This is a genomic window from Pandoraea iniqua, from assembly GCF_902459685.1.
Lineage (GTDB): Bacteria > Pseudomonadota > Gammaproteobacteria > Burkholderiales > Burkholderiaceae > Pandoraea > Pandoraea iniqua.
This window is the reverse complement of record NZ_CABPSF010000001.1, coordinates 461,655-486,999: the sequence shown is the minus strand read 5'-3', so window position 1 is coordinate 486,999 and position 25,345 is coordinate 461,655. Positions and strand designations below refer to the sequence as shown.

General features: G+C 63.3%; 20 protein-coding genes and 1 pseudogene. 11 read left to right on the top strand and 10 right to left on the bottom strand.

The genetic code is table 11. The annotated features are described in order from the left end of the window. Positions 1–2 precede the first annotated feature (2 nt). The 3 genes from pxpA to PIN31009_RS02045 all read left to right on the top strand — a co-directional run bounded on the left by pxpA (position 3) and on the right by PIN31009_RS02045 (position 2,110). On the top strand, positions 3–743 hold the full coding sequence (pxpA, locus tag PIN31009_RS02055; protein ID WP_150682800.1) for a 5-oxoprolinase subunit PxpA: 741 nt from the start codon (positions 3–5) through the stop codon (positions 741–743). 162 nt (positions 744–905) lie between these two features. Then, on the top strand, positions 906–1,298 hold the full coding sequence (locus PIN31009_RS02050; RefSeq protein WP_150789139.1) for a VOC family protein: 393 nt from the start codon (positions 906–908) through the stop codon (positions 1,296–1,298). An 11-nt stretch (positions 1,299–1,309) separates the two neighbouring features. Further along, on the top strand, positions 1,310–2,110 hold the full coding sequence (locus tag PIN31009_RS02045; protein ID WP_150789138.1) for a CmcJ/NvfI family oxidoreductase: 801 nt from the start codon (positions 1,310–1,312) through the stop codon (positions 2,108–2,110). Between the two features lie 127 nt (positions 2,111–2,237). Here PIN31009_RS02045 and PIN31009_RS02040 read toward each other — a convergent pair whose 3' ends face one another. Both PIN31009_RS02040 and aptA read right to left on the bottom strand, forming a co-directional pair. Next, positions 2,238–3,764, bottom strand: a complete 1,527-nt coding sequence (locus tag PIN31009_RS02040) for a CoA-acylating methylmalonate-semialdehyde dehydrogenase (protein WP_058380023.1) — start codon at positions 3,762–3,764, stop codon at positions 2,238–2,240. 37 nt (positions 3,765–3,801) lie between these two features. Then, on the bottom strand, positions 3,802–5,130 hold the full coding sequence (gene aptA / locus PIN31009_RS02035; protein WP_150789137.1) for an omega-aminotransferase AptA: 1,329 nt from the start codon (positions 5,128–5,130) through the stop codon (positions 3,802–3,804). Between the two features lie 328 nt (positions 5,131–5,458). On the opposite strand from aptA, the gene PIN31009_RS02030 reads away from it, so the two are divergent. After that, entirely contained in the window at positions 5,459–6,907 is a 1,449-nt protein-coding gene (locus PIN31009_RS02030; RefSeq protein ID WP_150789136.1) for an aminotransferase-like domain-containing protein, read from the top strand. Here PIN31009_RS02030 and PIN31009_RS02025 read toward each other — a convergent pair. From PIN31009_RS02025 to PIN31009_RS01995, 8 genes are all read right to left on the bottom strand, one after another. Then, positions 6,831–8,411, bottom strand: coding sequence for a TolC family protein (locus PIN31009_RS02025; protein WP_150789135.1), 1,581 nt, complete (start codon positions 8,409–8,411; stop codon positions 6,831–6,833). The genes PIN31009_RS02030 and PIN31009_RS02025 overlap by 77 nt on opposite strands. A gap of 74 nt (positions 8,412–8,485) precedes the next feature. Continuing rightward, the gene (locus PIN31009_RS02020; protein WP_150789134.1) at positions 8,486–10,651 is read right to left on the bottom strand and encodes a peptidase domain-containing ABC transporter; all 2,166 of its coding nucleotides are present in this window, start codon (positions 10,649–10,651) and stop codon (positions 8,486–8,488) included. A 15-nt stretch (positions 10,652–10,666) separates the two neighbouring features. Beyond that, entirely contained in the window at positions 10,667–11,920 is a 1,254-nt protein-coding gene (locus tag PIN31009_RS02015; RefSeq protein ID WP_150789133.1) for an HlyD family secretion protein, read from the bottom strand. A gap of 49 nt (positions 11,921–11,969) precedes the next feature. Beyond that, complete coding sequence (locus PIN31009_RS02010; RefSeq protein ID WP_150789132.1) at positions 11,970–12,758, bottom strand: hypothetical protein; 789 nt, start codon at positions 12,756–12,758, stop codon at positions 11,970–11,972. Positions 12,759–12,977: 219 nt separating this feature from the next. Further along, positions 12,978–14,150, bottom strand: a complete 1,173-nt coding sequence (locus PIN31009_RS02005) for a radical SAM protein (RefSeq protein WP_150789131.1) — start codon at positions 14,148–14,150, stop codon at positions 12,978–12,980. 79 nt (positions 14,151–14,229) lie between these two features. Next, positions 14,230–14,388, bottom strand: a complete 159-nt coding sequence (locus PIN31009_RS27805; protein ID WP_174996892.1) for a hypothetical protein — start codon at positions 14,386–14,388, stop codon at positions 14,230–14,232. Between the two features lie 243 nt (positions 14,389–14,631). After that, positions 14,632–15,618, bottom strand: coding sequence for a GlxA family transcriptional regulator (locus PIN31009_RS02000; RefSeq protein WP_150682790.1), 987 nt, complete (start codon positions 15,616–15,618; stop codon positions 14,632–14,634). Positions 15,619–15,640: 22 nt separating this feature from the next. After that, entirely contained in the window at positions 15,641–16,933 is a 1,293-nt protein-coding gene (locus tag PIN31009_RS01995; protein WP_150789130.1) for an MFS transporter, read from the bottom strand. A gap of 556 nt (positions 16,934–17,489) precedes the next feature. Between PIN31009_RS01995 and urtA the strand changes: the two are divergent. The 7 genes and pseudogenes from urtA to PIN31009_RS01960 all read left to right on the top strand — a co-directional run. Next, positions 17,490–18,656, top strand: a pseudogene (gene urtA / locus PIN31009_RS01990) (urea ABC transporter substrate-binding protein); the annotation flags it as partial. Between the two features lie 162 nt (positions 18,657–18,818). Beyond that, positions 18,819–20,450 (top strand): urea ABC transporter permease subunit UrtB, encoded by a 1,632-nt coding sequence (urtB, locus tag PIN31009_RS01985; RefSeq protein WP_150789129.1) that lies wholly within the window; start codon positions 18,819–18,821, stop codon positions 20,448–20,450. Then, positions 20,451–21,662, top strand: a complete 1,212-nt coding sequence (gene urtC, locus PIN31009_RS01980; protein WP_150789128.1) for an urea ABC transporter permease subunit UrtC — start codon at positions 20,451–20,453, stop codon at positions 21,660–21,662. It begins immediately after the preceding gene. After that, the gene (gene urtD, locus PIN31009_RS01975) at positions 21,659–22,537 is read left to right on the top strand and encodes an urea ABC transporter ATP-binding protein UrtD (RefSeq protein WP_150789127.1); all 879 of its coding nucleotides are present in this window, start codon (positions 21,659–21,661) and stop codon (positions 22,535–22,537) included. The genes urtC and urtD overlap by 4 nt, the downstream gene beginning before the upstream one ends. A gap of 2 nt (positions 22,538–22,539) precedes the next feature. Further along, positions 22,540–23,241 carry an urea ABC transporter ATP-binding subunit UrtE gene (gene urtE, locus PIN31009_RS01970; protein ID WP_150789126.1) on the top strand — a complete coding sequence of 234 codons (702 nt, stop codon included), beginning with the start codon at positions 22,540–22,542 and terminating at the stop codon, positions 23,239–23,241. A gap of 104 nt (positions 23,242–23,345) precedes the next feature. Continuing rightward, positions 23,346–24,203, top strand: a complete 858-nt coding sequence (locus PIN31009_RS01965) for an urease accessory protein UreD (protein WP_425495453.1) — start codon at positions 23,346–23,348, stop codon at positions 24,201–24,203. 369 nt (positions 24,204–24,572) lie between these two features. Next, positions 24,573–25,343 (top strand): transporter substrate-binding domain-containing protein, encoded by a 771-nt coding sequence (locus PIN31009_RS01960; RefSeq protein WP_150683413.1) that lies wholly within the window; start codon positions 24,573–24,575, stop codon positions 25,341–25,343. Positions 25,344–25,345: the final 2 nt, after the last annotated feature.

Sequence of the window (25,345 nt, the reverse complement as noted above, 5' to 3'; positions counted from 1 at the left end):
CAATGAAAATCGACCTCAACGTCGACCTTGGCGAAGGTTGCGATTACGACGAGCCGTTGCTCGCCCTGGTCAGTTCGGCCAACGTTGCCTGCGGCTGGCACGCGGGCGACGCCGGCACCATGCAACAGGTGGTGCGCTGGGCGCTCGCCAATGGTGTCGCCATCGGTGCGCACCCGAGCTTTCCCGATCGCGAGAACTTCGGCCGCACCGAAATGCAACTGCCTCTCGATGAGATTCGCGCCGGCATGCTGTATCAGATCGGCGCCCTCGCAGCGATGGTGCGCGCGCAAGGTGGCTGGCTCTCGCACGTGAAGCCGCACGGCGCGCTGTATAACCAAGCCGCGCGCGATCCGGCGCTCGCCGAGACGATCGTCGAGGCGATCCGCGCGTTCGACACCGATCTCGCGGTGTTCGGGCTGGCGGGGGGCCAACTGGTGAAAGCCGCCAGCGCCGCCGGTATGCATGCCGTGGAAGAAGTCTTCGCCGACCGAGGCTATAACGCCGACGGCTCGCTCGTCAAACGCGGCACGCCCGGGGCGTTGATCGAACGTGAAGACGATGCGCTGGCGCAAACGCTGATGATGGTGCGCGATCAACGCGTGCGCGCCATCGACGGCACGCTGGTGCCGATCAATGCGCAAACGGTCTGCCTGCACGGTGACGGCGATCACGCGCTCGAATTCGCCCAACGGATTCGCAGCTTCCTGACCGACGAAGGCATCGAGATCGCGCCGGTACGTTAATCGCCGCCGACGAAAAGCAGGTAAACCAAGCGTATTTCCTATAGGTCTTTAGGAATTCCCTGCCGCACAGCGTTGTGTCCGCTCAGTAGACTGAATTTCCTCTGCCCCGCACTTCCGATGCGGGCGGGGACACTCCTTCTCAGGCGATCAAAGGACACAACGATGATTCTCTACACGACGCTCGGCTCAAGCGATCTGGCCCGTTCGAAAACGTTCTACGACGCCATCCTCACGCCCTTAGGCGCGACCATCGTGCACGACGATGACCATGCTCTCGGCTATCGTGCCGGCGCTGGCCCGAGCGCCGGACTCATGTTGATGAAGCCGCACAACGGGGCACCCGCCTCACACGGCAACGGCGTGATGGTGGCGCTGGCCGCCGACAGCCCCGATCAGGTGGACGATATCTACGACGCCGCAATGGCGACCGAACTCGCGACATGCGAGGGCGAACCGGGTGAGCGCGACTGCGTTCCCGGTCTCTATGCCGCCTACTTCCGCGACCCCGACGGCAACAAGCTCGGCGCACTCTACTTCGGCCCGGGGCCGGCATGAGCGCGGCGCCGATGAGTGAGACCGCAGGCGGTACGTCCGGCACATTGCTGTTCGTTCCCGCGCAAGACGAAAACGCGACGGCGACAGTGCCGCGCACGGTCCGCGTACACGATGTGCGGTCGCTGCCGCTGCCCCCATCGCTCGACCGCGAAGGCTTCGCCGTATTTCTCCACACCCCCACGGTCACCGCTTGCATGATGCCCAACGACATTGACGTCAGCGCACTCAACGGTGTCGCCAAGACCATTAGCGCGGCCACTGGCGCCAAGCGCGTCATTGTTTTCGACTTCACGGTACGCGGTGCGGGAGAAGGAGAGACCGGCATGCCGCTCGAGCGCGATGAAAGCGGCGAAGTCGTCAAGCGCAAGGCTGACCACCGCGCACACTGTGATTACACCGCCGTATCGGGCCCGCGCCGGGCGGCGGAGGTGCTCGCAGATTTCGCACCAGACATATCGTTGCCTACGCACTTTGCGATCTACAACGCATGGCATCCGTTGATTGGCCCGCTACGCGACAATCCGCTCGCGCTGTGCGACACACGCTCCATCACCCCGGAGGATCTTCACCCGGTCGACATCCAGCAGGCGGGAGGACGCAAAGGGCAGGTCTACGAGGTGCAGCATCGAGACACCCAACGATGGCACTACGTGAGCGACATGCAGCCGGAAGAAATGCTGCTGTTCGTCGGCTACGATTCGAGCGAACCGACGCGGTTCGTGCCTCACGGAGCGTTTGACGATCTGCACGCGCGGGCCCCGGTGCCACCACGCGCGAGTATCGAGTTCCGTGCGCTGGCGCTGTTCGATTGATCCGCAGACGTTCGTGTGGACCGCTTAACGATCGGCTAGCCACGCAATGTCTCTCGACGAAAAAGCCGCGTGCGAAACAGTGTTCGCACTCGGCTTTTCTTTGCAGACGACGGGTAGCCTGCTTCCGCTATTGCCCCAGCGTCGGCATGACCAGCGACGACGTGGCGTTGGCGGGACGTCCTTCCGACCAGCGACGCGTCACCACCTTCGAGCGCGTGTAAAAGCGCACCGACTCCGGCCCGTAGATATGCTGGTCGCCGAACAGCGAATTACGCCAGCCGCCGAACGAGAAGTACGACACCGGCACCGGAATCGGCACGTTCACGCCGACCATGCCGACTTCGATCTCGTCTTCAAAGCGCCGCGCGGCGCCGCCCGAGGTCGTGAAGACTGCCGTGCCGTTCGCATACGGGTTGCGGTTGATCAACGCAATCGCCTCTTCCAGCGTCTCGACACGGACCACCGAAAGCACCGGCCCGAAAATCTCGTTGCGGTAGATCGACATCTCCGGCGTCACATGGTCGAACAGGCACGGCCCGATGAAGAAACCATCGTCGCGCTGTGCGACCTTGAGCCCACGGCCGTCGACCACAAGTTTTGCCCCTTCATCGACACCCGCATCGACAAAGCCGCGCACCTTGTCGCAATGCGCACGCGTGATCAGCGGCCCCATCTGCGCGATGGGGTCGGTACCGTCGCCAACGGGCAACGTGCTCGCCACGTTGGCCAGCCGCGCGACCAGCTTGTCCGCCACGTCGCCCACCGCAACTGCGACGGAAATCGCCATGCAGCGCTCGCCCGCCGAGCCGTAGGCCGCACCGATCAGCGCGTCGACGGTGAAATCGAGATCGGCGTCGGGCATCACCACGCCGTGATTCTTCGCACCGCCCAATGCCTGCACGCGCTTGCCGTGTGCCGATGCCGTGCTGTAGATGTACTGCGCAATCGGCGTCGAGCCGACGAACGACACCGCGTTCACGTCCGGATGCGTGAGCAGCGCGTCCACCGCAGCCTTGTCGCCGTTCACCACGTTGAGCACGCCGTCCGGCAGCCCGGCTTCTTTCGCCAAACGCGCGAGCAGCAACGCCGCCGACGGCACCTTCTCGGACGGCTTCAGCACGAACGTGTTACCGCACGCAATCGCCATCGGGAACATCCACAACGGCACCATCGCGGGGAAGTTGAACGGCGTGATACCCGCGCAGACGCCCACGGGCTGATGGATCGAATACGTATCGACACCCGTGCCCACCTGCGGCGCGATCTCGCCCTTGAGCAGATGCGGAATGCCGATCGCGAACTCCACTACCTCCACGCCACGGGTCACTTCGCCACGGGCGTCGTCGAGTGTCTTGCCGTGCTCTTGCGTAATCAGTTGCACGATGGCTTCGCGATTGACGTCGAGCAGCTCGCGGTACTTCATCATCACGCGGGCACGCTTCATCGGCGGCGTCGCGCGCCAGCCGGGCAGTGCCGCACGCGCAGCGGCCACGGCACGCGCCACGTCGGTCGCGCCGCCCAGTGCGACCTGCCGGATCACTTCACCGGTGGCCGGATTCGTCACTTCGCCGAAGCGTTGCTCTGCTTCGTCCGACGCCACATTCGCGCCGCCAATCCAATGCTCGATACGTTCCGTGCTGACTCGTTGATTCATGTCGATTTCCGTGAAATTCATGTAGCCGGGAGGCGATTTATGCCGTTTCGCGAATCGCTTCGGCAACGATGCCGAACAGTTCGTCGATCTGGGTTTCATTGATGATGAGCGGCGGCGAGAAGGCCAGAATGTCGCCGGTGTAGCGCACCATCGCGCCCTTTTCGAAGCATTTGACGAAGATCTCGTGAGCGCGGGCACCGGGCTTACCGTCGCGCGTCGACAGCTCGATACCGCCGACCATGCCGAGATTACGAATGTCGACAACGTTCGGCAGGTCGCGCAGACCGTGGATCGCCTTCTCAAAGTGCGGCGCCAGTTTCGCGGCACGCTCGAACAAGCCTTCGCTCTTGTACAGATCGAGTGCGGCGCAGGCGGCAGCCGCAGCCAACGGGTGGCCCGAGTACGTGTAACCGTGGAAGAACTCGATAGCGCCCGCATTGCCGGCATTGACGATGGTGTCGTGCACGCCGGTCTTCACGGCGACCGCACCCATCGGCACGGCGGCATTGTTCACGCCCTTGGCCATCGTGATGATGTCCGGCGTCACGCCGAAATACTGCGCAGCGAACGGTTTGCCCAGACGGCCAAGGCCGGTAATCACTTCGTCGAAGATCAGCAGAATGCCGTGCTTGTCGCAGATCTCGCGCAGCTTTTGCAGGTATCCCTGCGGCGGCACCAGCACACCGGTCGAGCCGGCCAGCGGTTCGACGATCACCGCAGCGATGGTCGAGGCGTCGTGCAGCGTCACAATGCGCTCGAGTTCATCGGCCAGATGCGCGCCCCACGACGGCTGGCCCTTCGTGAACGCGGCTTCCTTGATGTTCAGCGTGTGCGGCAGATGGTCGACGGCCGGCAGCAGTTGGCCCGAATACGCCTTGCGGTTCGGCGAGATGCCGCCGACCGAGATGCCGCCGAAGCCCACGCCGTGATAACCGCGCTCGCGGCCGATGAGACGCGTGCGCTGGCCTTCGCCACGGGCACGGTGGTAAGCGAGGGCAATTTTCAGCGCGGTGTCGACGGCTTCCGAGCCCGAGTTCGTGAAGAACACGCGATCGAGGCCTTGCGGCGTGATCTCGGCGATCTTGCTCGCGGCTTCGAAGGCCTTCGGGTGACCCATCTGGAAGGTCGGTGCGAAGTCCATCTCGCCGGCCTGCTTGCGAATCGCCTCGACGATCTCCGTGCGGCAATGGCCGGCGTTCACGCACCACAAGCCGGCAGTGCCATCGAGAATCTTGCGCTGGTCCGACGACGTGTAATACATGCCCTCTGCGCCGACGAGCAGGCGCGGGCCGCTCTTGAACTGGCGGTTATTGGTGAACGGCATCCAGAACGCCGTCATGTCGAGGTTCAGTTCATTCATGTTCATCGCGGGTCTCCCCCAGTCTCTCTCGATCAGGAATCCCGTCGCCCGCACGCAGAATGCGCACCGCTCCGGGTAGATGGATCGATCCTACGAGAGCCGGACCGGTACAGACATGTACAGTGACGCGGAAAATGTATATTCTGTATCGGTCAATCGCCTCAACTGTATTGGCAACAGCCAATAGTGCGTGCGCGCGGCAAACCGCCGTCACACGGGAAGGCGGGCTTATTTCGTGCATTCCCGCTGCTTTGGCCACCTGTACAGGCCGTGGCGGCCCGGTGCGGGCCTTTTTAGCCCAGCGCCCTATGTTTTCTGTCGTCCCCCCGTAGCCATGGTCCAGCCGCTCGCTTTCTCCCTGAACCGCGCCCAGCCTGAAGCGCTGGTCGATCAGCTCGTGCGCGAGGTCGAGCGCGCCCTGCAACGCCAGACCCTGCACGCCGGCATGCGCATGCCGTCGATCCGCGCGCTGGCGAAGGCGCACGGCATTAGTACCTTCACCGTGGTGGAAGCTTATGACCGGCTGGTGGCGCACGGCACGCTGGTGGCGCGACGCGGGGCGGGGTTCTTCGTGGCCGGTTCGTCCGATGCGCGCGACACCGGCACCGCCAGCCCGGGCGCGGCGCGCGTGACCAGTGCCGCGGCAAGCGAAGTCACCAACGCATGGCTGCTCTCGGAAATCTTCGCCGACGACAGCATCGCCGTGAAAAGCGGCTGCGGCTGGCTGCCTGACAGTTGGTTGGACGAAGACGGTCTGCACGGCGCGTTGCGCACGCTCTCGAAAGGCCCGGGCGCGCACTTCGCCCATTACGGCCATCCTCACGGCTACGGGCCGCTTCGGCAGTGGCTCGCACGGCGGCTGGGCGAGTTGTCCATCGACGCCCCACCGGAGCAAATCGTGCTCACACAAGGGGCAACGCAGGCGCTGGACCTCGTGGTGCGCACGCTGCTCAAGCCGGGCGACACTGTACTGGTCGAAGCCCCGGCGTACTGCAATCTGCTGGCGGTATTGCGACTGGCGGGGGTGAACGTCGTCGGCATTCCGCGCACGGAGGCTGGTCTCGATCTGGCCGCACTAGAGCAGGCGGCGCAAACGCACCGTCCGCGGGCGCTGTTCGTGAACCCGGCGTTGCAGAACCCGTTGGGTACGTCGCTGACGCCCGCCTGTGCGCACCGCATCCTGCAATGCGCCGAGCAGCACGGCTTCTGGATCGTCGAGGACGACATCTATCGCGAGTTGGCGCCTGCCGGGACACCGTCGCTAGCGGCTATGGACGGCCTGTCGCGCGTCATCTACGTATCGAGCTTCTCGAAGACGATCTCGCCGTCGGTACGCGTGGGTTATCTGGCCTGTTCGCGTGAACTGGCGCACGAGATTGCGCGTAGCAAGATGGTTGCGGGGCTGACGTCGTCGGAAATCAACGAACGTATCGTGCACGCGATCCTCACCGAGGGACGCCATCGCAAACACATCGAACGATTGACTGACCGGCTCACTCGCTCGCGCGCCCGGCTCATCACCCAGTTGCAATCGCACGGCGTGACGTTGCTCGCGCAGCCCGAGGGCGGCATGTTCGTGTGTGGGAGTTTGCCGGATACCGCACTGCCGGCGCGTGAATTGGCAGAAGCGGCACTGTCGGAAAGCATCATGCTCGCGCCGGGCGAATTCTTCCTCGCGCACAACGAGCCCTGCCGGTGGTTCCGCTTTAATGTGGCGTATTCGGATGACGCCCGGCTTTTCCGCTTTCTCGATCGGGCGGCGGCCGGGAAGCAGGCGGCGTAGAGCCGGAGTCAGCGTTAACGTCGGGGCTTGGGCTTGAGCTCGGATTCACGCTGGGGCCATGGCTTGGGCTAACGTTAGCGCTGATTCCGGGGTCAAGCGTCCTGCCGGGAACACGAACATCGAGTTGTCCGATACTGATCGCCAGCCGCAAACGCACCGTCTGCCACCGCGCGCGCGAGGCCACGATGACATGCTTTGCATCGGCGAGCGCTGTTTGCGCAGTGACCAGCGCCTCCATAGTTCCGGCCCCTTCGCGATACCGGCCACGTGCCATTTCGAATGACTGCCTCGCGTCGGCGAGCAATCGCTGTTCCACGGCCCCGCGCGCCGACAACGCACGCAGTGCCTGATAGTTCTGCCAGACCGCCATCGCGACACCTCGTTCGGCTTCTGCCAGCTTCGCCTGTTCCACGTCGACCAACGCGTTTGCCGCCGCCGTGCGGTACCGCCGGTCTCCGCCGTCGTAGAGGGGAATGCTGATCCGGATGCCGATGCTGGCCGCCGTCACGGGGCCATCGACGGCAAACGCACCATGACGCGTTTCACGATTGATGCCACCCACTAGGGTGACGCTCGGTGCCCACGCATAGCGCAAGGTGTCGCGCCTTGCCTGCTCCGCATGGACCTCGGCGCTCGCGGCGCGCAACGCGGGATGGTGATGCCGGGCAAGCGCCAGCAATTCATCTATCGAGTGCATCGAAAACGATGATGCTGATGCTGATGCTGATGCTGATGCTGATGCTGATGCTGATGCTGATGCTGATGCTGCCAGCATATTCTCCGAATCCCGTTGCGGAAGCGGGTCGACGGTCCCGCCGCTTTCCACGTCATCGAGTCGAAACACGGTGTTCATATCGGCGCCAATCATCGCTGCCAGTGCCCCCATGCGCGAGACCGCACTCGTCAAGGCTTCCAGACGGGTGAGCTCAGCGCGAGCGTGGGCCGTTCTTGCTTGCAGTACATCCGCGAGCGTACCCGCGCCGGCTTCGTGCCGGGCACAGGCCGCCGCGACGCTGTCGAGAGAGAGTTGCTCCGCCACGCGCGCGGCGCGCAGCAGCGACTGCGCTTCGAACGCCGCGTAGTAGGCGCGAGCCACATCGAACGCCGCCTGCTGAAGACTGGCATCCTGTGTCGCCGACGCGGCGGCAAGCCGGCTGCGCGCTTCGTTCAGACGGGCTTCGCGCGAGCCGAAATCCAGCAGCAGCCAACTCATGTTGATTCCCTGATCGCCCTCACTCCCAACACCGTGCGCTGCGCCCTCCCCTTGACCACCCCAGCGTGAATACCGATTCACGCGCGACACCGCAGCGTTGACATCAATCGACGGAAAATACGCCGCACGCGCCACACCGATGTCCGCCGATCGACGCGCGACAGCGGCCCACGTCTGCCGGACTTTGGGATCGAATGCCAATGCCTGCCGTATCGCGTCATGCAACGACAACACCATGCCCACATCATTGGAAGCCGCGGGCAATGTCGATGCGTCTGCATCGATCGGCATGCACCTCGCCCCCGTAACGTCATTCGCGATCAAGCATGACAGCAGTAGGCCGCGTAGGAGCCAACGCCGGTGAATCACGATGTTGGCGCCACGGCCGTGGCATCGGCTGGACGATTCGGTTGCGGCTGGTCAGCGACGATTCGGCCGCCATGGAGGGCTATCACCCGGTCAGCCGTGGCAATTGTCTCCGCACGATGCGCGATGATCAGCCGCGTCATGCGTAGTGATCGAACCGCCTCGTTCACTTGCTTCTCGTTGTCCGCATCAAGATGGCTCGTCGCCTCGTCGAGCAGCAACATTCGGGGGCGCTTGTACAAGGCCCGAGCGAGCAAAATGCGTTGCTTCTGCCCGCCAGAGAGCACCGTCCCCATATCGCCGACGAGGGTGTTGTAACCCATCGGCATGGCCTCGATCTCTTGGTCGATACAGGCAAGCCGCGCGCACTCATGAATCCATGCGGCGTCCGCCTGCGTGTCGAAGAAACTCACGTTGTCGGCGAGCGACCCGGCCAGCAGCGTGTCGTCCTGCATGACGGTACCTACGGCCTGTCGCAAACGACTCACGCCCAACGCACCCACTGGCTTACCCGAGAGCAGGATCTCGCCGGCTGTCGGCGTAAGAATGCCGAGCAGCAAATGCGCCAGCGTCGACTTCCCACACCCCGACGGTCCGACAATCGCCACCGATTCGCCCGCCCGAATGAAGAACGTGACGTCCTCAAGAATGAGGCGCTCGTACTCGCTATAGCGAAAGCTGAGTCGCGTGACCGCAAGCGCCACATCGCCGTCGGCAGACGTTTCCGGCGTGGACGTCGAGAAGTCGATGGCGGGTGACTCCGGTGCGCTCAACGCAATATCGGCCAGTCGCGCGGCCTGCAACCCCAGCATCCGGTACTCGGCCAGTTTGTCGATCAACGAACTCATCCGCGTCTGAAACTGCAACTTGTACGCGAGCAACGCGATCAGTGCGCCTGCCGTGAATCGACCGTCAATCACGAACGTGGCGCCCAGCCAGACGATCAGAATGTTCTCAGCCCCCATCAGGAAACCGTTGGCGTGTTTATGGATCATCGTCAGCCGCTGAATCCGCAGATCGGCGTTGATCTGGCGCACGAGCAACGTCAGCCACGTCGAGCATCGATCGTCCTCTCGCGAGAAAAGCTTGATGGTCTTGATGCCTCGCAACGTCTCCAGAAAATGACTCTGTTGACGCGACGCATGGACCAGATGCGCCTCGGTTGCGCGGCGTAAAGCACGAAACAGGCCGAGTCGCAGCACCGCGTAGAACACCATAAAACCAAGCGCAATAGTGGCCAGCGGCGGACTGTAGACAAACATGAGCGCCAGCGTCAGGAACGCCATCGCGCCATCGAGCACGCCCTCGATGAATGACATGGTGAGCGTGCGCTGAATTTCATCGACCGCGCCGAATCGCGAAAGCACGTCCCCGAGATGGCGGCGGATGAAGTACTGCACCGGGAGACGCACCAGATGAGAGAACAGATTCGCGCGCCACTGAAGATTCCACGTCGCCCCCAATCGCATGAGTGCCCAAGACCGAAGCGCAGCCACGCCGTGCTGACACACCAGCAACAAAGAGAACCCGATCATCAGCGTGAGCAATAGGTCACGGTCACCCGAGACCAGCGCGTGATCGATGACCCATTGCAGATAGAACGGCGAGACCAACACGAAGATTTCCAACGACAAGGCCAGCACAAACACCTGTGCCATGGCCGGGATCAAACCGGTGACGGTACCCAGCAGGTCCGTCATGCGCGTATTCCGCGTTTCGTTTCGAGCGACAAACGCTTCGTGCGGCCATAGCTCAAGCGCTACACCGGTGAAAGATCCCGACGCCTCCGTCAGGCTCACCCTGCGCGGCCCCTGTGCGGGATCGTGAATCGTGAGGTCGCGCGAACCGACGCGCACCAGCACGACAAAGTGGTTGAAGTTCCAATGGAGAACGCAGGGGAGTTTCAGCTTGCCGAGCGCATCGAGATCGAGACTGACCGGCCGGCTGGCAAGATGCAGACAGCGGGCGATGCTGACGAGACTCGCTAGCGTCACGCCCATCTGCGACATCGGAAAGCGCGCGCGCAGCGACGGCAAATCGATTTGATGGCCATGAAAGCCAGCGATCATCGCCAGACACGCGAGGCCGCATTCGGCCGCCTCGGTCTGGAGGACGGACGGCGTGCGCCGGCCAAAGGCGTCGTTCAGCCGGAACCTATCGAACATAGAACAACTCACCCCTCACCATTGCTGTCGCAGACCTTGCAACGGGTGAAATGCCCACTCATAAAGGCGTCGCGTCTCCCGCATGACATCGGCATCGAGTTGCATGCCGGCACGTAGCACCAACGGTCGAGTGCCGGCGTGGGTCGACGGATCATCCAGACGGACTTTGACGAGATAAAGCGGTGTCTGCGTGCCCTTACGGCCCTCATAGGGATCGATGTCGGCGATCTCCGCATGCGGGAGCGCGGCCCATGAAACCGACGTCACCGTGCCCGGAAACTGACCGAACTTCTGATGTGCGAAGGCACGATAGCGAAGGCGTACCGGGTCGCCCGCCTGCATAAAACCGACGGCGTCGCTCGTCACGTAAAGGTGAGCTTCGAGCCGCGAGTCCGTCGGCACGATCGACATCAGCGGCATCGCGGCGGTGACCGTTTGCCCAACCTCCGCCATCACTGCCGTAGCGATACCGTTGGCGGGCGCAATCACGGAGAACGCTCGCTTGCCTTCGCTCTCGGCCAGTTCCTGCTTCAGTAGGGCAAGCTCGCGTGTGCGCTGCGAGCGCTCGACCCGCTGTGCGTGGGGCAGCGCATCAAGCCGCTGCCGATCGGCGCTCAACATCCGGGTCATGACTACCCGCTCGCGTTGAAGCGACTGAAACTGGGCACGTTGTTCGAGATACGTTGCGCGCTTTTCCTGACTTTGCTCACGAGAGACGTACGACCGGGCAAGCAAGCGCGCATACCGATGGGCGTTGGCACTGGCGAGCGCCACTCGCTCACGTTGGCTCTGAATCAGGCCATCGAGCTTTGCCAGCTCCTCCGAGCGTGCTGCAATCGTTTGTCGCTGCGTCTCTAGCGCTATCGAGTGCATGCGTGTCATATCGGTCAGATCCTCCTGAAGCGACGCCACACGCGCCTCGATTCGCTGGGCCACCTGCGAGCCGAGCCCATCCCCCGCCGCACTGCGACGCTCGGCGGAGAGCACAAAGAGCACATCGCCTTCATTGACGCGCTGTCCTTCTGCGACATGCCGCCTGATCACAACGCCGACACTCGGTGCATACACCTTGGCAAACCCCGCTGAAGGCACCAACCGGCCGACGACGGTGGCGCGATGTGTGTACGTCCCCCAGACCAGCAACATCACGGTCGCCGCCGCCACGACCGTCGAAGCGACGGCGGCCACCCGCAGGGACGTTGGGGGTATCAGCAGGACTTCGCCAAGCCATTGCGGCCGGTCGGCCGCCAGCGCTGCGTCGCGAAACATGGACTCCCCGGGGGATATGGACGTCGTCGTCCGACTATCGAAAGGTGACTCAGCCGGTCACGCCGCGCGCTGGAACACCTTCGAGAAAGACAAAGCGATGGCGATCGTCGTCGTGAAACAGAATGCGATCTTTGAGAATGTCCATGCCGATCGACCCCAGACTCACGATGCCTTTGTCGCGCAGCGCCAATGCCGGCGTTACCGGGTGACGCATCACTGTCTCGCCGTTGATCGTGAGATCTACGAGCCTTGCGCGCTCATCGCTCGCGATGGCGTTTCCTAGCAGGTCAATGCTCATGGGGAGTCGAAGACCGGCGGGCGAGTGTTCGATCACGCGCCCCAGCAGCGTCGTGCCGGAAGCCCCGGAATCCACAACGACCGGCACGCGTGCACCCAACACCCCTAGGGGGATCGCCATCACCCGATGCGGGTTCGGCAGTGAACGCCCGGCGGACATGACAAATTTGCCGCCGGCCACGGGATCGAACCGCTCGCTTACGAAGAAGCAGTCATGCTTGAAATCGATGACCGAGACTTTCTCTTGTGCAAGATATTGCGGGCTGATGATCCCTGAAAAGCCGTCCACCATCAGCGGCGTTTCATCGATCACATAAAACGATTGTGTTACCCGTCTGCCTTGCGCATCGACCAAGTCGAGAACCGTGCGTTGGGCTAACGTGGATGACGCAATAGCGTGAAGGGTTTCATCCTCCTCAACCTCCCCCGAAGTTGCATCTGCGGCAGGAGATTCATCGGCCGTCACACCCCGGTCTCCCCCGAGCAATCGTTTGTCCCAGATCACGTGCACGTTGGAGCCGGTATCCAGCAACATCTTCACGGGCTGGCCGCGCGTCGTGAGCGTGATGTACGGGTCCGACTTCTTGACGTCGTCGCTATATCGAATCGCCGATTCCAGCATCGGCTTGACGTTTGGCCACGGCGCGCTGCATGTGCCGGCGTTCGCATCGTGCGCAAACGGCCACAGACATGAAAGCGCAAGCGCGCCGTGCCGGAATATTCGCGGCAAAAATGAACTGACCAACAACTTGCCTTGCATTTAATGCGTCTCCACAAGATTTCTCGAAATGTCCCGAATGGGTACCCCTCGTAACGCGAGATACTCGGCGCCTTTTTCGTAGGTCGCCTTGAGGCAATCGCAATACACGGTGTGTTGGTCTGCCACGCCGGACTTGCAGCGATGGAGCGCCGTATCCGTGCGGGTGGCGATCTCGCAGATGTCTCGCCAGACACAGACACGGCATACGCTGGCCACCGAGTGCCGCACCAGCAATGCGCTGATCGTGCCGTGCCACGCGAGAAATTCGGTAAACGTGACATCGGCGACGTTCATGCCGGCGTAGAAAATCTCCGGGATCACATTGCGCAGCGTGTCGTCGTGCCCAAGGTCACCGGCGCTCGATAGCGTGAACACCGTGCTGTGCGTGAGCTCGTCATGAATCGCCGCCTTGCGCGGGCCATCGGCCAGAATCGCGTCAAGCACACGATCGAAGGACCGAATGCGCACGGTGCCTCGCTCGTCATCCATCCAGCACTGAAACAGCGACTTACTGAACTGCGTCAGCGCTGCCACATTCGCGGGATCGACCGAGTCGTGCGTTTCATCCGGAAACAGAAACTGCAACTGTGTGATGCCGAGCGAGCGGGTCAGCGTGTCGTAGACCTGCTGCGCATCGAATTTCGGATTCATGACGCAGATCGCCCCCAGCCCGGGAATTCGCTTCGCCTCCGCGGCTTGTCGAATCAGTGCAATCTTTTCCACCGTTCTGTCGAAGGTGCCCTCGCCGTTCTTGTCGACACGATTCTCGTCGTGATAAATCTTCGGCCCGTCGATGCTCACGCCCACATAGATATTCAGACGCGAGAACAGGTCCAGCCATGTCTCGTCGACCAACAGCGCGTTGGTCTGCACGGTGAATTGCACGGCCTCAGCATCGGCAAGTCCATCGCGCAGAATGGTCACGATCTCCTCGAAACGCTCGGGCTTCAGCATCAACGGCTCGCCGCCGTGGAGATCGATCTGGAAGGTGGTGTCTTTGAGATGCGGCGCTGACGACGTGAGGAATCTGACGAAATCCCTCGCGGTCTTGGCCGACAGATAAGGCGGGTTGTCTTCGTAATCCTTGTTTTCCTTGTTGAAGAAATAGCAGTACGTGCAGTTGATGTTGCACCGCTCGGACATCTTGAGAATCACTTCGACATACTGTTTCACGGCTTGCCTCCTCCCGCTGCAAGCGGGCGCCGGTCTCAATCACGACCGGCGCCCGCCAGAATCGCTGCTCGACCGTGCGTTACATCGCACGGCTCCACGTAGCGTTCACAAACGCATTGCCGCGACCGGCCCCCGAGATTTGCTCGAGTTCGTTTTGCGGAATTTCCTTTATCGAACCGTCGTCCTTGGCAGCGTTCTGTTTTTCGGTCAGTTGCGCGATGAGTGCTTGCTTCGACATGGAGACATCTCCTGATAGCCCGCGAGAAGAATCGTCCCGTTGGCTGCGGGCCGCCAACGAGACGTCATGCGAGGGAGACTGGAGAGACAGCAGGGGGCGTCAGTCAGGCAGACATGTTGACTGGATGACGCAGCACTTGATATCGGAGAATTCCGAAAATTGTTGTGCGATGACGCGCGTCAGGTAACACGGTACGCGACGCGCGGAAAACGAAGGGGGTGTGGCGGGTGCGTGGTGTCGGGCTCAGAGCGAGGTTTCGACGCCAAACCGCTCACGGTACGCAGCCGGCGTAACCCCGTACTGACGCACGAACGCGCGCCGCAGGTTTTGCTCGTCGCCGAAGCCCACGCGCGACGCAATACGTTTGAGCGGTGCTTCGGAGTCGAGCAACGCAAATCGCGCTGCTTCGAGACGCATGCGCTCCACGGCTTTCGCCGGCGTGGTACCGGTCTTGGCGAGATAGCTTCGCGCAAACGTACGCGGGCTCATGTTCGCCTGCTCAGCAAGACGCATCACCGACAAGTCACCGTCCAACCGATCGGCCATCCAGCCGTGCAGCTCACCGAACGGTGCGCCTGCGGCGAACTGCTCCTGCAACGGCGGGCTGAACTGCGACTGCCCGCCTGCGCGCTTGAGAAACACCACGAGTCGGCGCGCCGCCTGCAAGGCGACATCTACACCGAGATCGTCTTCCACCAGCGCCAGCCCGAGATCGATCCCGGCGGTAATGCCTGCCGACGTCCATACGGGGTCTTCGCGCACATAGATCGGGTCGGATTCGACGCGCGCCTTGGGATAGCACGTCTGCAACATGGCCGTGTCGAGCCAGTGCGTGGTGGCGCGGCGTCCGTCGAGCAACCCGGCAGCGCCAAGAATGAAGGCCCCTACGCAGACGGAACACACCCGACGAACGCGCGGTGCGTAATCGCGCAGCCAGTCACCCACCACATCCGGCACCGCAGGCCGGTGCATCACTGCGCCACCCACCGCAATCAACGTGTCCACATCCATCGAAGCCAACGAGTGCATCGGCTCGGTGTGCAGCGTGATACCCGAGCCCGTCTCCACCGGTCCGCCGTGCGCCGACACCACCACCGTGCGATACGGCGCCGGTTGCCCAAGCTCCGTCACGTTACGGATCACCGCGTGAAACGCATCCAGCGGCCCGGCAAGATCCAGCAGCACAAACGGCGGCACGATGAGGAAGGCGACGAGGCGAGGTTCGGTCATGGCGCTAGGCGGTCACTGAGGATTAGCGAGTCAGCGCGTGGGCCGTACGACGTCGCGCATCGACGGCATACCAGAGCGTCGCAAGCGCTGCGATGGCGAGCAACGGAAACGTCGCCTGATTGATCGTCGCCCAACCGAAGCGCGCCAGCAGTTGTCCGGCAAACAGGCTCGAGAGCGCGGTGCCCGCAAACGTGATGAATTCATTGGCCGCCTGCGCACGGGCCCGCTCGGCCGGGCGGTAGGACAACGTCAGCAACGTCGTGCCGCCCACGAACATGAAGTTCCAGCCCACACCGAGGAACGCCAGCGCCGCGTAGAAGTACGGCAGGCTCGTCGACATCAGCGCCAGCACGCCGCACAACGCGCTCATGCCAATACCGATGAACAACACCGGCACCACGCCCCAGCGCTTGACCAGATGCCCGGAGAAGAACGACGGCGCGTACATCCCCACCAAATGCCATTCGATGATGTGTGCCCCATCGTCGATGCTGTGACCACACGCAACCGCCGCAATTGGCGTAGCCGTCATCACGAACATCATCACCATGAAGCCGATCAGGTTGTTGGCAAGCGCCGCCATGTAGATCGGCTGACGCATGATCTCGCCGAGTCCGCGCGCGGGCAAGGCCGCGGCATCCCCTGCGGTGCCTGTCGCTACATGGACGGGCAGGTCGCGCAAAAAGCCCAGTAGCAGCAACAACGAGATGCCCGACAGCAACGTGACGACGAGGTACGATCCCGCGAAGGTCACGGGCGCCAGCCAGTCCTTGCTGCCCGCCGCGAGCGCCGGGCCGATCACGGCAGCGATCACGCCACCGGTCAGTACGATCGAAATGGCGCGCGGCTTGTCTTCGACAGGCACGACATCGGCTGCGGCGAGCCGGTAGTAGCGGGCGAACGCCTGAAACACACCCACACAAGCGGTCCCCGCGCAGAACATGGCGAAGTGCTGTTGGTAGATCGCCATCACCGACACCAGACCGCCCACCGTCCCGAAGGCGGCCCCCAACGCGAAACCGAAGCGCTGCCCGATGCGTTGGATCAGCATCGACGCGAAGATCGTCGTGATGGCCGAGGCCACCGTAATCAGCGAGAACGGCAGGGTGGCGTAGCCCTTGTCGGACGCCAGCACGTAGCCGACCAGCCCGGTGAGGGTGAGATCGACGGACAGCGCGGCCGTATAGAGCGCCTGACACGCCGCCAGCACGGCGGCATAGCGGCGCCCCAGTTGGCGGGCGCGGCGGGCAGCAGGCTCGCTGCTATGGTCGGGATCGGACGGTGGCGCGGTGCGCCCGGCAACGGCATCGGTCATAGGAGTGTCGCTATGTCTTGGCGGGATGATGGGACTTCCGGAGACTTCGGGGGACTTCGGGAGACTTCGGAAGCCGTCATCTTGCCGTCGGCCGATTTGGCACGAATGCCAATCATGCATCAAAAAATGCCACTCGGTGGCAGACGGCACCGTCCGGCCTGCCTGCGCGCCAATTCAGTGCGCACCAACTCAGCGCGCGCCCGCACCAACGTGCCTCGCCCGCAACGTTGCCCATCAGCCGAAAGTCGGATGCCCTGCGAGGAAATCCCGCCCGTTCGCACCCCATAGCAACTTGGATGCAAGTTTGAATACCGGCGTGAATTCAGGGGTTGGCACGCTTGCCAGCACGTCCGATCCGGCAAGCGGATGGCAGAGATCACAACGAACATGCGTCGCTGGCACGGCCCTTGCGTTAGTCCCCGGGTACCGGATCCACCGGTCTAACCAGGAAAGGGGAAGACGTATCATGAAACGACGCACGCTACTCCAGATGGCGGCCCTCTCGGGCGCCGCTTCGCTCACCGGCATGGCGCCCAACTTGTTCGCACAGAGCAAGCAGCCCATCAAGGTCGGCATCCTGCACTCGCTCTCGGGCACGATGGCCATCTCGGAGACGTCGCTCAAGGATGTCGCGCTCATGACCATCGCCGACATCAACGCCAAGGGTGGCGTGATGGGCCGCCCGCTCGAAGCCGTGGTGGTCGACCCGGCTTCGAACTGGCCGCTCTTCGCCGAAAAGGCCCGCCAACTGCTCACGAAGGACAAGGTCTCCGCCGTGTTCGGCTGCTGGACGTCGGTCTCGCGCAAGTCGGTGCTGCCGGTCTTCGAAGAACTCAACGGGTTGCTCTACTACCCGGTGCAGTACGAAGGCGAAGAGATGTCGAAGAACGTCTTCTACACGGGTGCCGCGCCGAACCAGCAGGCCATCCCCGCCGTGGAATACGTCATGAGCAAGGAAGGCGGCGGCGCCAAGCGTTTCTTCCTGCTCGGCACCGACTACGTCTACCCCCGCACGACGAACAAGATCCTGCGCGCCTTCCTGCATTCGAAGGGCGTGGACGACAAAGACATTCAAGAGGTCTACACGCCGTTCGGTCACAGCGACTATCAGACCATCGTCGCGAACATCAAACAGTTTGCCCAAGGCGGCAAGACCACGGTCATCTCGACCATCAACGGCGACTCGAACGTGCCGTTCTACAAGGAACTCGGTAATCAGGGGCTCAAGGCCACCGACGTACCGGTCGTCGCTTTCTCGGTGGGTGAAGAAGAACTGCGCGGCATCGACACCAAGCCGCTCGTGGGCCATCTGGCCGCGTGGAACTACTTCATGACGGTGAAGAACCCGACCAACGACGCGTTCAAGAAGGAATGGTTTGCCTACGTCAAGGCGAAGGGCCTGCCGGGCGGCGACAAGCGCGTGACCAACGACCCGATGGAAGCCACCTTCGTGGGCATGCACATGTGGAAGCAGGCGGTTGAGAAGGCCGGCAGCGTCGACGTGGACAAGGTCCGCACGGCCATGATCGGCCAGACCTTCAAGTCGCCCGACGGCTTCGACATGGTGATGGACGGCAACCACCATCTGCACAAGCCCGTGATGATCGGCGAAATCCGCCCGGACGGTCAGTTCAACGTGGTGTGGAAGACCAAGGCACCGATTCGCGCCCAGCCGTGGAGCCCGTTCATCGCAGGTAACGAAGGCAAGCCCGATAAAGTCTGACCTCGGCCTGACCCAGTCTGAACCCGGTCCGATGCCACCGATGTTCTGCCGTCGCCGCGTGCCGCCCTGACCGGCGCGCACGCGGCGCAAAAATTCCTCGCGCTGATCAGCGGTCAACAGCGGCCACCGCTTTGACCGTAGCCAGCGCACGGAGACGTTTCGATGATAACGATAAGACGCTGGACCGCTGCCACCCTTGTCCTGCTATCACTGGGTGCTGCGCTGATGACACCGATGGCCGCCCGTGCGGCCGTCACCGACGCCGATGTCGCCGCACTCGCAGGCGACGACTTCGATGCCAAAGCGCAAGCCGTCGACCACCTCGCCGCAGACGCTTCGCCACAGGCCGTCGCCTTGCTCAAGGCGCTGGCCGACGACACGGCCGTAACGGTCGGCGACACGACCCCGCGCATTGCCATTCAGGACGGCGACAAGTACATCGACCCGATCACGGGCGCGGCCGTCAAAGCCGACGATGCGCAATCGCTCACGCTCAACAATGTGCTGCGCGCCAAAGTCGCCACGGCGGCCGCCGCCGGTGCACTGCTCTCGGCCGACCACGATGCCCGCGCGCAAGCCATCGACACGATGTTGCAAAACCCGTCGCCCGCATTCAAGACATTGATCGAACAGGCGCGCCAGAAAGAGTCCGATCCGGTTCTGAAGAAACGGCTCGACCAGCTCTGGGCCCAATCGGCGCTGCACGATGCGTCGCCGGCCAAGCGCCGCGAAGCCATTGACCTGATCGCCTCGGCAGGCGACCCACAGATGCGCGACCTGCTGCTGCCCATCGTGGCCAAACAACCCGACGGCAGCTATGCAGAACCCGACGCCAACGTGCGCAGCGCCGCCGACATCGCCCTCACGCAACTCGCTGCCGCACAGCGTCGCAGCGAGTTCTTCGGCACGATCTTCGCCGGGCTGTCATTAGGCAGCGTGCTGTTGCTCGCCGCGCTGGGACTTGCCATCACCTACGGTCTGATCGGCGTCATCAACATGGCGCACGGCGAATTCCTGATGGTCGGCGCGTATGCCACGTACGTCGTGCAGACGCTCTTCCATCGCTTTGCGCCCGGCGCGTTCGACTTCTATCTCGTGGCCGCCGTGCCCGCTGCATTTTTCGTCGCGGCGGCCCTCGGCTTCGTGCTCGAGCGCACCGTCATCAAACACTTGTACGGCCGCCCACTCGAGACGCTGCTCACCACGTTCGGTATCAGCCTGTTGCTGATTCAGGCGGTGCGCACGCTCTTCGGCGCGCAGAACGTTGAAGTGGTGAACCCCACGTGGATGAGCGGCGGCATTGCCGTGCTGCCGAACCTGATCCTGCCGTACAACCGCATCGTGATTCTTGTGTTCGCACTGGTCGTCGTGGCACTCACGTGGGCGGTGCTCAACCTCACGCGTCTGGGCCTGTTCATCCGCGCCGTGACGCAGAACCGGTCGATGGCTGCTTGCGTGGGCGTGAAGACCGGCCGCGTCGACAGCTATGCCTTCGCGTTCGGTGCGGGCATTGCGGGGCTGGGCGGCTGCGCCCTCTCGCAGATCGGCAACGTCGGCCCCGATCTCGGACAGAGCTACATCATCGACTCGTTCATGGCGGTGGTGCTTGGCGGCGTGGGTCAACTCGCGGGCACGATCGTCGGCGCCTTCGGTCTGGGCGTTGCCAACAAGTTGCTCGAACCGATGTGGGGTGCCGTGCTCGCGAAGATCGCCGTGCTGATTCTGATCGTGCTGTTCATCCAGAAACGCCCGCAGGGCATGTTCGCGCTCAAAGGGCGCAGCGCGGAGGCCTGAATGCAGACACCCAACTTCCTGCCGCCCGGCATTACGCCGTCGGTCTCGCTCGACGTGCCGTCCCGCGCACGGCTGCTGCCAAAACATGTGGCGCCGGTGCTGTTCGCGTTCGTACTCGCCGTGCTGATTCTCGTGCCGGTGTGTGCGCTGGTGCTGCCGCCGGCGCATCCGCTGCATCTGTCCGCATACGCCATGACGCTGGTCGGCAAGATCATGTGCTACGCCATCGCCGCGCTGGCGCTCGACCTCGTGTGGGGTTACTGCGGCATTCTGAGCCTCGGCCACGGCCTGTTCTTCGCGCTCGGCGGCTATGCGATGGGCATGTATCTGATGCGCTCCATCGGCCGCGACGGCGTGTATCACAGCAACCTGCCCGACTTCATGGTGTTTCTCGACTGGAAGGAACTGCCGTGGTACTGGACGGGCACCGAGCATTTCGCGTGGGCGATGTTCCTCGTGGTGGCACTGCCCGGCGCGGTCGCGTGGATCTTCGGCTATCTGGCGTTCCGCTCGCGGGTGAAAGGCGTGTATCTGTCGATCATCACGCAGGCCCTCACGTTCGCGGCGATGCTGCTCTTTTATCGCAACGAAACCGGCTTCGGCGGCAATAACGGCTTCACCGACTTCAAGCGCATCCTCGGCTACTCGGTAACGTCGGCCAATACGCGCATGGTGCTGTTTCTCATCACGTTCGCGGTGCTGGTCGGTGCGTTGCTGCTGTGCCGTGCGCTGGTCGTCTCGAAGTTCGGCCGCGTGGTGACGGCGATTCGCGACGGCGAGTCGCGCGCGATGTTTCTCGGCTATCGGCCGCTCGGCTACAAGCTGTTCGTCTGGACACTCTCGGCCATGCTGTGCGGTATCGCAGGTGCGCTGTACGTGCCGCAGGTCGGCATCATCAACCCGAACGAGATGGCCCCGGTGAACTCCATCGAAATGGCCATCTGGGTCGCCATCGGCGGGCGCGGCTCGCTCATCGGCGCCATCGTCGGCGCGTTTCTCGTGAATGGCGCCAAGAGCTACTTCACGGCTTACTTCGCCGAGTACTGGCTGTTCTTCCTCGGCGCCATGTTCGTGCTCGTGCCACTGTTGTTGCCGCAAGGCGTGATCGGGCTCGTGACGCAACTCTCGCGCAAGCGCAGCCCGCAGGCCCAGCACGCCCCGGCGCATGCCGAAGGCGACGCTCCGCATCCTGTTACCGGAGACCGCGCATGATTCCCGCCATCGATGTCGGCCACGTCGCCGAAGCACAGCACGAGAAGAAAGAGACGTCGGTCAGTGGCGACACCACGGGTATGTCGCACTTTCTGGTGCCGGGCGAGATCGACACGTCGCACGGGCTGATTCTCTATCTCGAAAACATCTCCGTGTCGTTCGACGGATTTCGCGCACTCAACGACCTGTCGCTCGCGATTCACACCGACGAACTGCGCTGCATCATCGGCCCGAATGGCGCCGGAAAAACCACGATGATGGATGTCATCACCGGCAAGACGCGCCCCAGCGCCGGCCGCGCGTTTCTCGGTCAGACGCTCGACCTCACGCGACTCGATGAGCCAGCCATCGCCGAGGCCGGCGTCGGGCGCAAGTTTCAGAAGCCGACAGTATTCGAGCAGCACAGTGTCTGGGAAAACCTCGAACTCGCCTATGCGGGCGAGAAAGGCGACAAGCGCTGGTTCCGTGCGTTGTGGGCCTCGCTCACGCCTGCGATTCGCCGCCGTATCGAAGAAGTGCTCGCATTGACCCATCTGGAACATCAGGCGCATGTGCAGGCCGGGCAGTTGTCGCACGGACAGAAGCAGCGGCTGGAGATCGGCATGCTGCTCATGCAGCAGCCGCAGTTGTTGCTGCTCGACGAGCCCGCCGCCGGCATGACCGACGAAGAAACTGCGCAGCTCGCCGACTTGCTCAACCGCCTGCGCGGGCACTGCTCGATGATGGTGGTCGAGCACGATATGGCGTTCGTCGCCGCACTCTCCGGTGACACTGGACTCGTGACGGTGATGGCCGAGGGCCGTGTGCTCGCGGAAGGCACGCTCGATGTCGTGCAGCGCGACGAGCGCGTGATCGAATCGTATCTGGGACGCTGACCATGCTCGAAATTCACGCTCTCAATCAGTACTACAGCGGCAGCCACATCCTGCGTAACGTGGAATTCACCGTGCCCGACGCGCAGCTCACCGTGCTGCTGGGCCGTAACGGTGTGGGCAAAACGACGCTGCTCAAATGCCTCATGGGCGTGGTGCCGGTGAAGTCGGGCAGCATCGCATGGCGCGGCAAGACACTCACCTCGGCACCGCCCTTCGCGCGCGTGGCCAATGGCCTCGCTTACGTGCCGCAAGGCCGCGAGATCTTCCCGCGTCTGACCGTCGAAGAGAACCTGCTGATCGGTGCGGCGAGCAAGCCCGCTCGCGAGGCCAAGCGCGGCATTCCGAGTCATATCTACGATCTGTTTCCGGTGTTGCGCGACATGAAGCAGCGACGCGGCGGCGATCTGTCAGGCGGTCAGCAGCAACAACTCGCCATCGGACGCGCACTCATGAGCGACCCGCAACTGCTGATTCTCGATGAACCGACCGAAGGCATTCAGCCGTCGATCATCAAAGACATCGGCGCAACACTGCGCCGGCTGGTGGACGAGCGCGGCATGACGGTGTTGCTCGTCGAGCAGTATTACGACTTCGCCCTCGCGCTCGCCGATCACTATCGCGTGATGAGCCGGGGCGCCATCGTGGCCAGCGGTCTCGGGGAAGACATGGAAGCCGATGGCGTACGGCACATGGTGGCCGTCTGACCTTCGCGATATCGCTGTACTGCGTTTTGCGGAGGCGGCCGCCGTTCGGTCAAGCCGATGACGGCGCCGCCCCGTGCTAGATTTCGGGCAATCCGAATCGCCTGATGCTCATGAACACCCCGAACCCTTCCACCACCGGCTGGCATGCCGCGCTGTCGCTCGGCTTTGCACGCACGGGCGAGCGCACCGTGCTCGCGACGCGTCGTCATCAAGGCCCGCTCGTCGTGCAGAAATCGTTGCATCCCGAGGGCCCCGGCATTTGCCACGCCGTGATCGTGCATCCCCCCGGGGGGATCGCGGGCGGCGACAGTCTCGACATCGACGTCCGGCTTGAAGATCACGCGCACGCGGTGCTGACCACGCCCGGCGCGACGAAGTGGTACAAGTCGCAAGGCCGCGTCGGCACGCAGGACATCGCGCTCACGCTCGGCGCGGGTGCAAAACTCGACTGGCTGCCGCTCGAGAACATCGTGTTCGAGCAGGCCGATGCGAAGCAGAACATCCGCGTGCGTCTCGGCGAGAACGCCACCGTCATCGGCTGGGACGCCACCCTGCTCGGCCGTCAGGCAGCAGGCGAACAATGGACGCAAGGCCAGTGGCGCGCGACGTTCGAACTGCGCGACGCGCAAGACCGCTTGCTCTGGGCCGAGCAGGCCGTGCTCGGTGCCGACGATGCGCAGCGCACCGGCGTGACCGGTCTTGCAGGCTTTCCGGTGTTCGCAACGCTATGGGCGGTTGGCCCGGCGTGCACGCGTGAGTTCGCCGAAACGCTCGCCGCCGACCTGCCGTTTCAGGATGATTTGCGTGCGGGCGTGACCTGCCTGCCGGGCAACGTGCTGGTATTGCGCGTGTTGGGTCACGACATGGAAACCGTGCGTCAGTTGATGATCCGCCACTGGCTGGCATTACGCCCGATCGTGCATGGCGTACCCGCCGAACCGCTGCGTCTCTGGGCAACCTGAGCCCCGGCACCAAAACGGTGACACCCTCCTTCGCCACGCCCTGCTGACGCACCAATTCAGGGCGTTATCGGCAGCGCATGGCCCGGCGCAGCGCGTTCCCGACACGGCAATGCGCGCGCCGATCTGCCCGGCAGCACCGCCGCGCGGTCTTTCTCTGCGTCAGGCACGATTCCTGCTACCTCACTGTATCGACCGGTCAGACCAGATGATCCGGCCGCCGGGACGCTCCTGTCGCCGGATCACTCGCCCCCGATACTCCGAACCGAGGTTGCCGCTATGCTGCCGTTCACCCGTACTGCCGTCCCGCACCATGCTGTCGTCGCTACCGTCGGCGCACGCGCTCGTGCCCGCCGTGTCTTCACGGCATTGATGCTCTCGATGAGCGCCATCGCCGCGCTCGCTGTCGCCATGCCGCGAGCGGCCCATGCCGACGGCTTGGACGACATCACCAAGCGTGGCACGCTGCGCGTGGCAGTCCCCGCCGACTTCCCGCCGTTCGGCTCGATCGGCCCGGACATGAAGCCGGTCGGCTATGACATCGACACCGCCGCGCTGCTCGCCAAGGGCATGGGCGTGAAGCTCGAACTCGTGCCGGTGACCAGCGCCAACCGCGTGCCGTACCTCACCACGAACAAAGCCGATCTGGTGATCTCGAGCCTCGGCAAGAACGCCGAGCGCGAGAAGGTCATCGACTTCTCCGAAGCCTACGCACCGTTCTACAACGGCGTGTTCGGCCCGAAAGACATCGCCGTCGCCAAGCCCGCCGATCTCTCGGGCAAGACCATCGGCGTGACGCGCGGCGCCGTGGAAGATCTCGAACTCTCCAAGGTTGCTCCGCCCGACGTCACCATCAAGCGCTTCGAAGACAACAACGGCACGATCTCGGCGTTCCTGTCGGGTCAGGTGCAACTGGTAGCCACCGGCAACGTGGTCGCCGCCGCCATTCTCGCCAAGCATCCGCCCAAGCTGCCGGAGCCGAAGTTCCTCATCAAGAACTCGCCTTGCTTTGTCGGCCTGAACAAGAACGAGCCGCGCCTGCTCGCCAAGGTCAACGACATTCTGACGGCCTCGAAGAAGGATGGCTCGCTGGGCAAGATCTCGCAGAAGTGGCTCAGCGCACCGCTGCCGGCCGACCTGTAAAG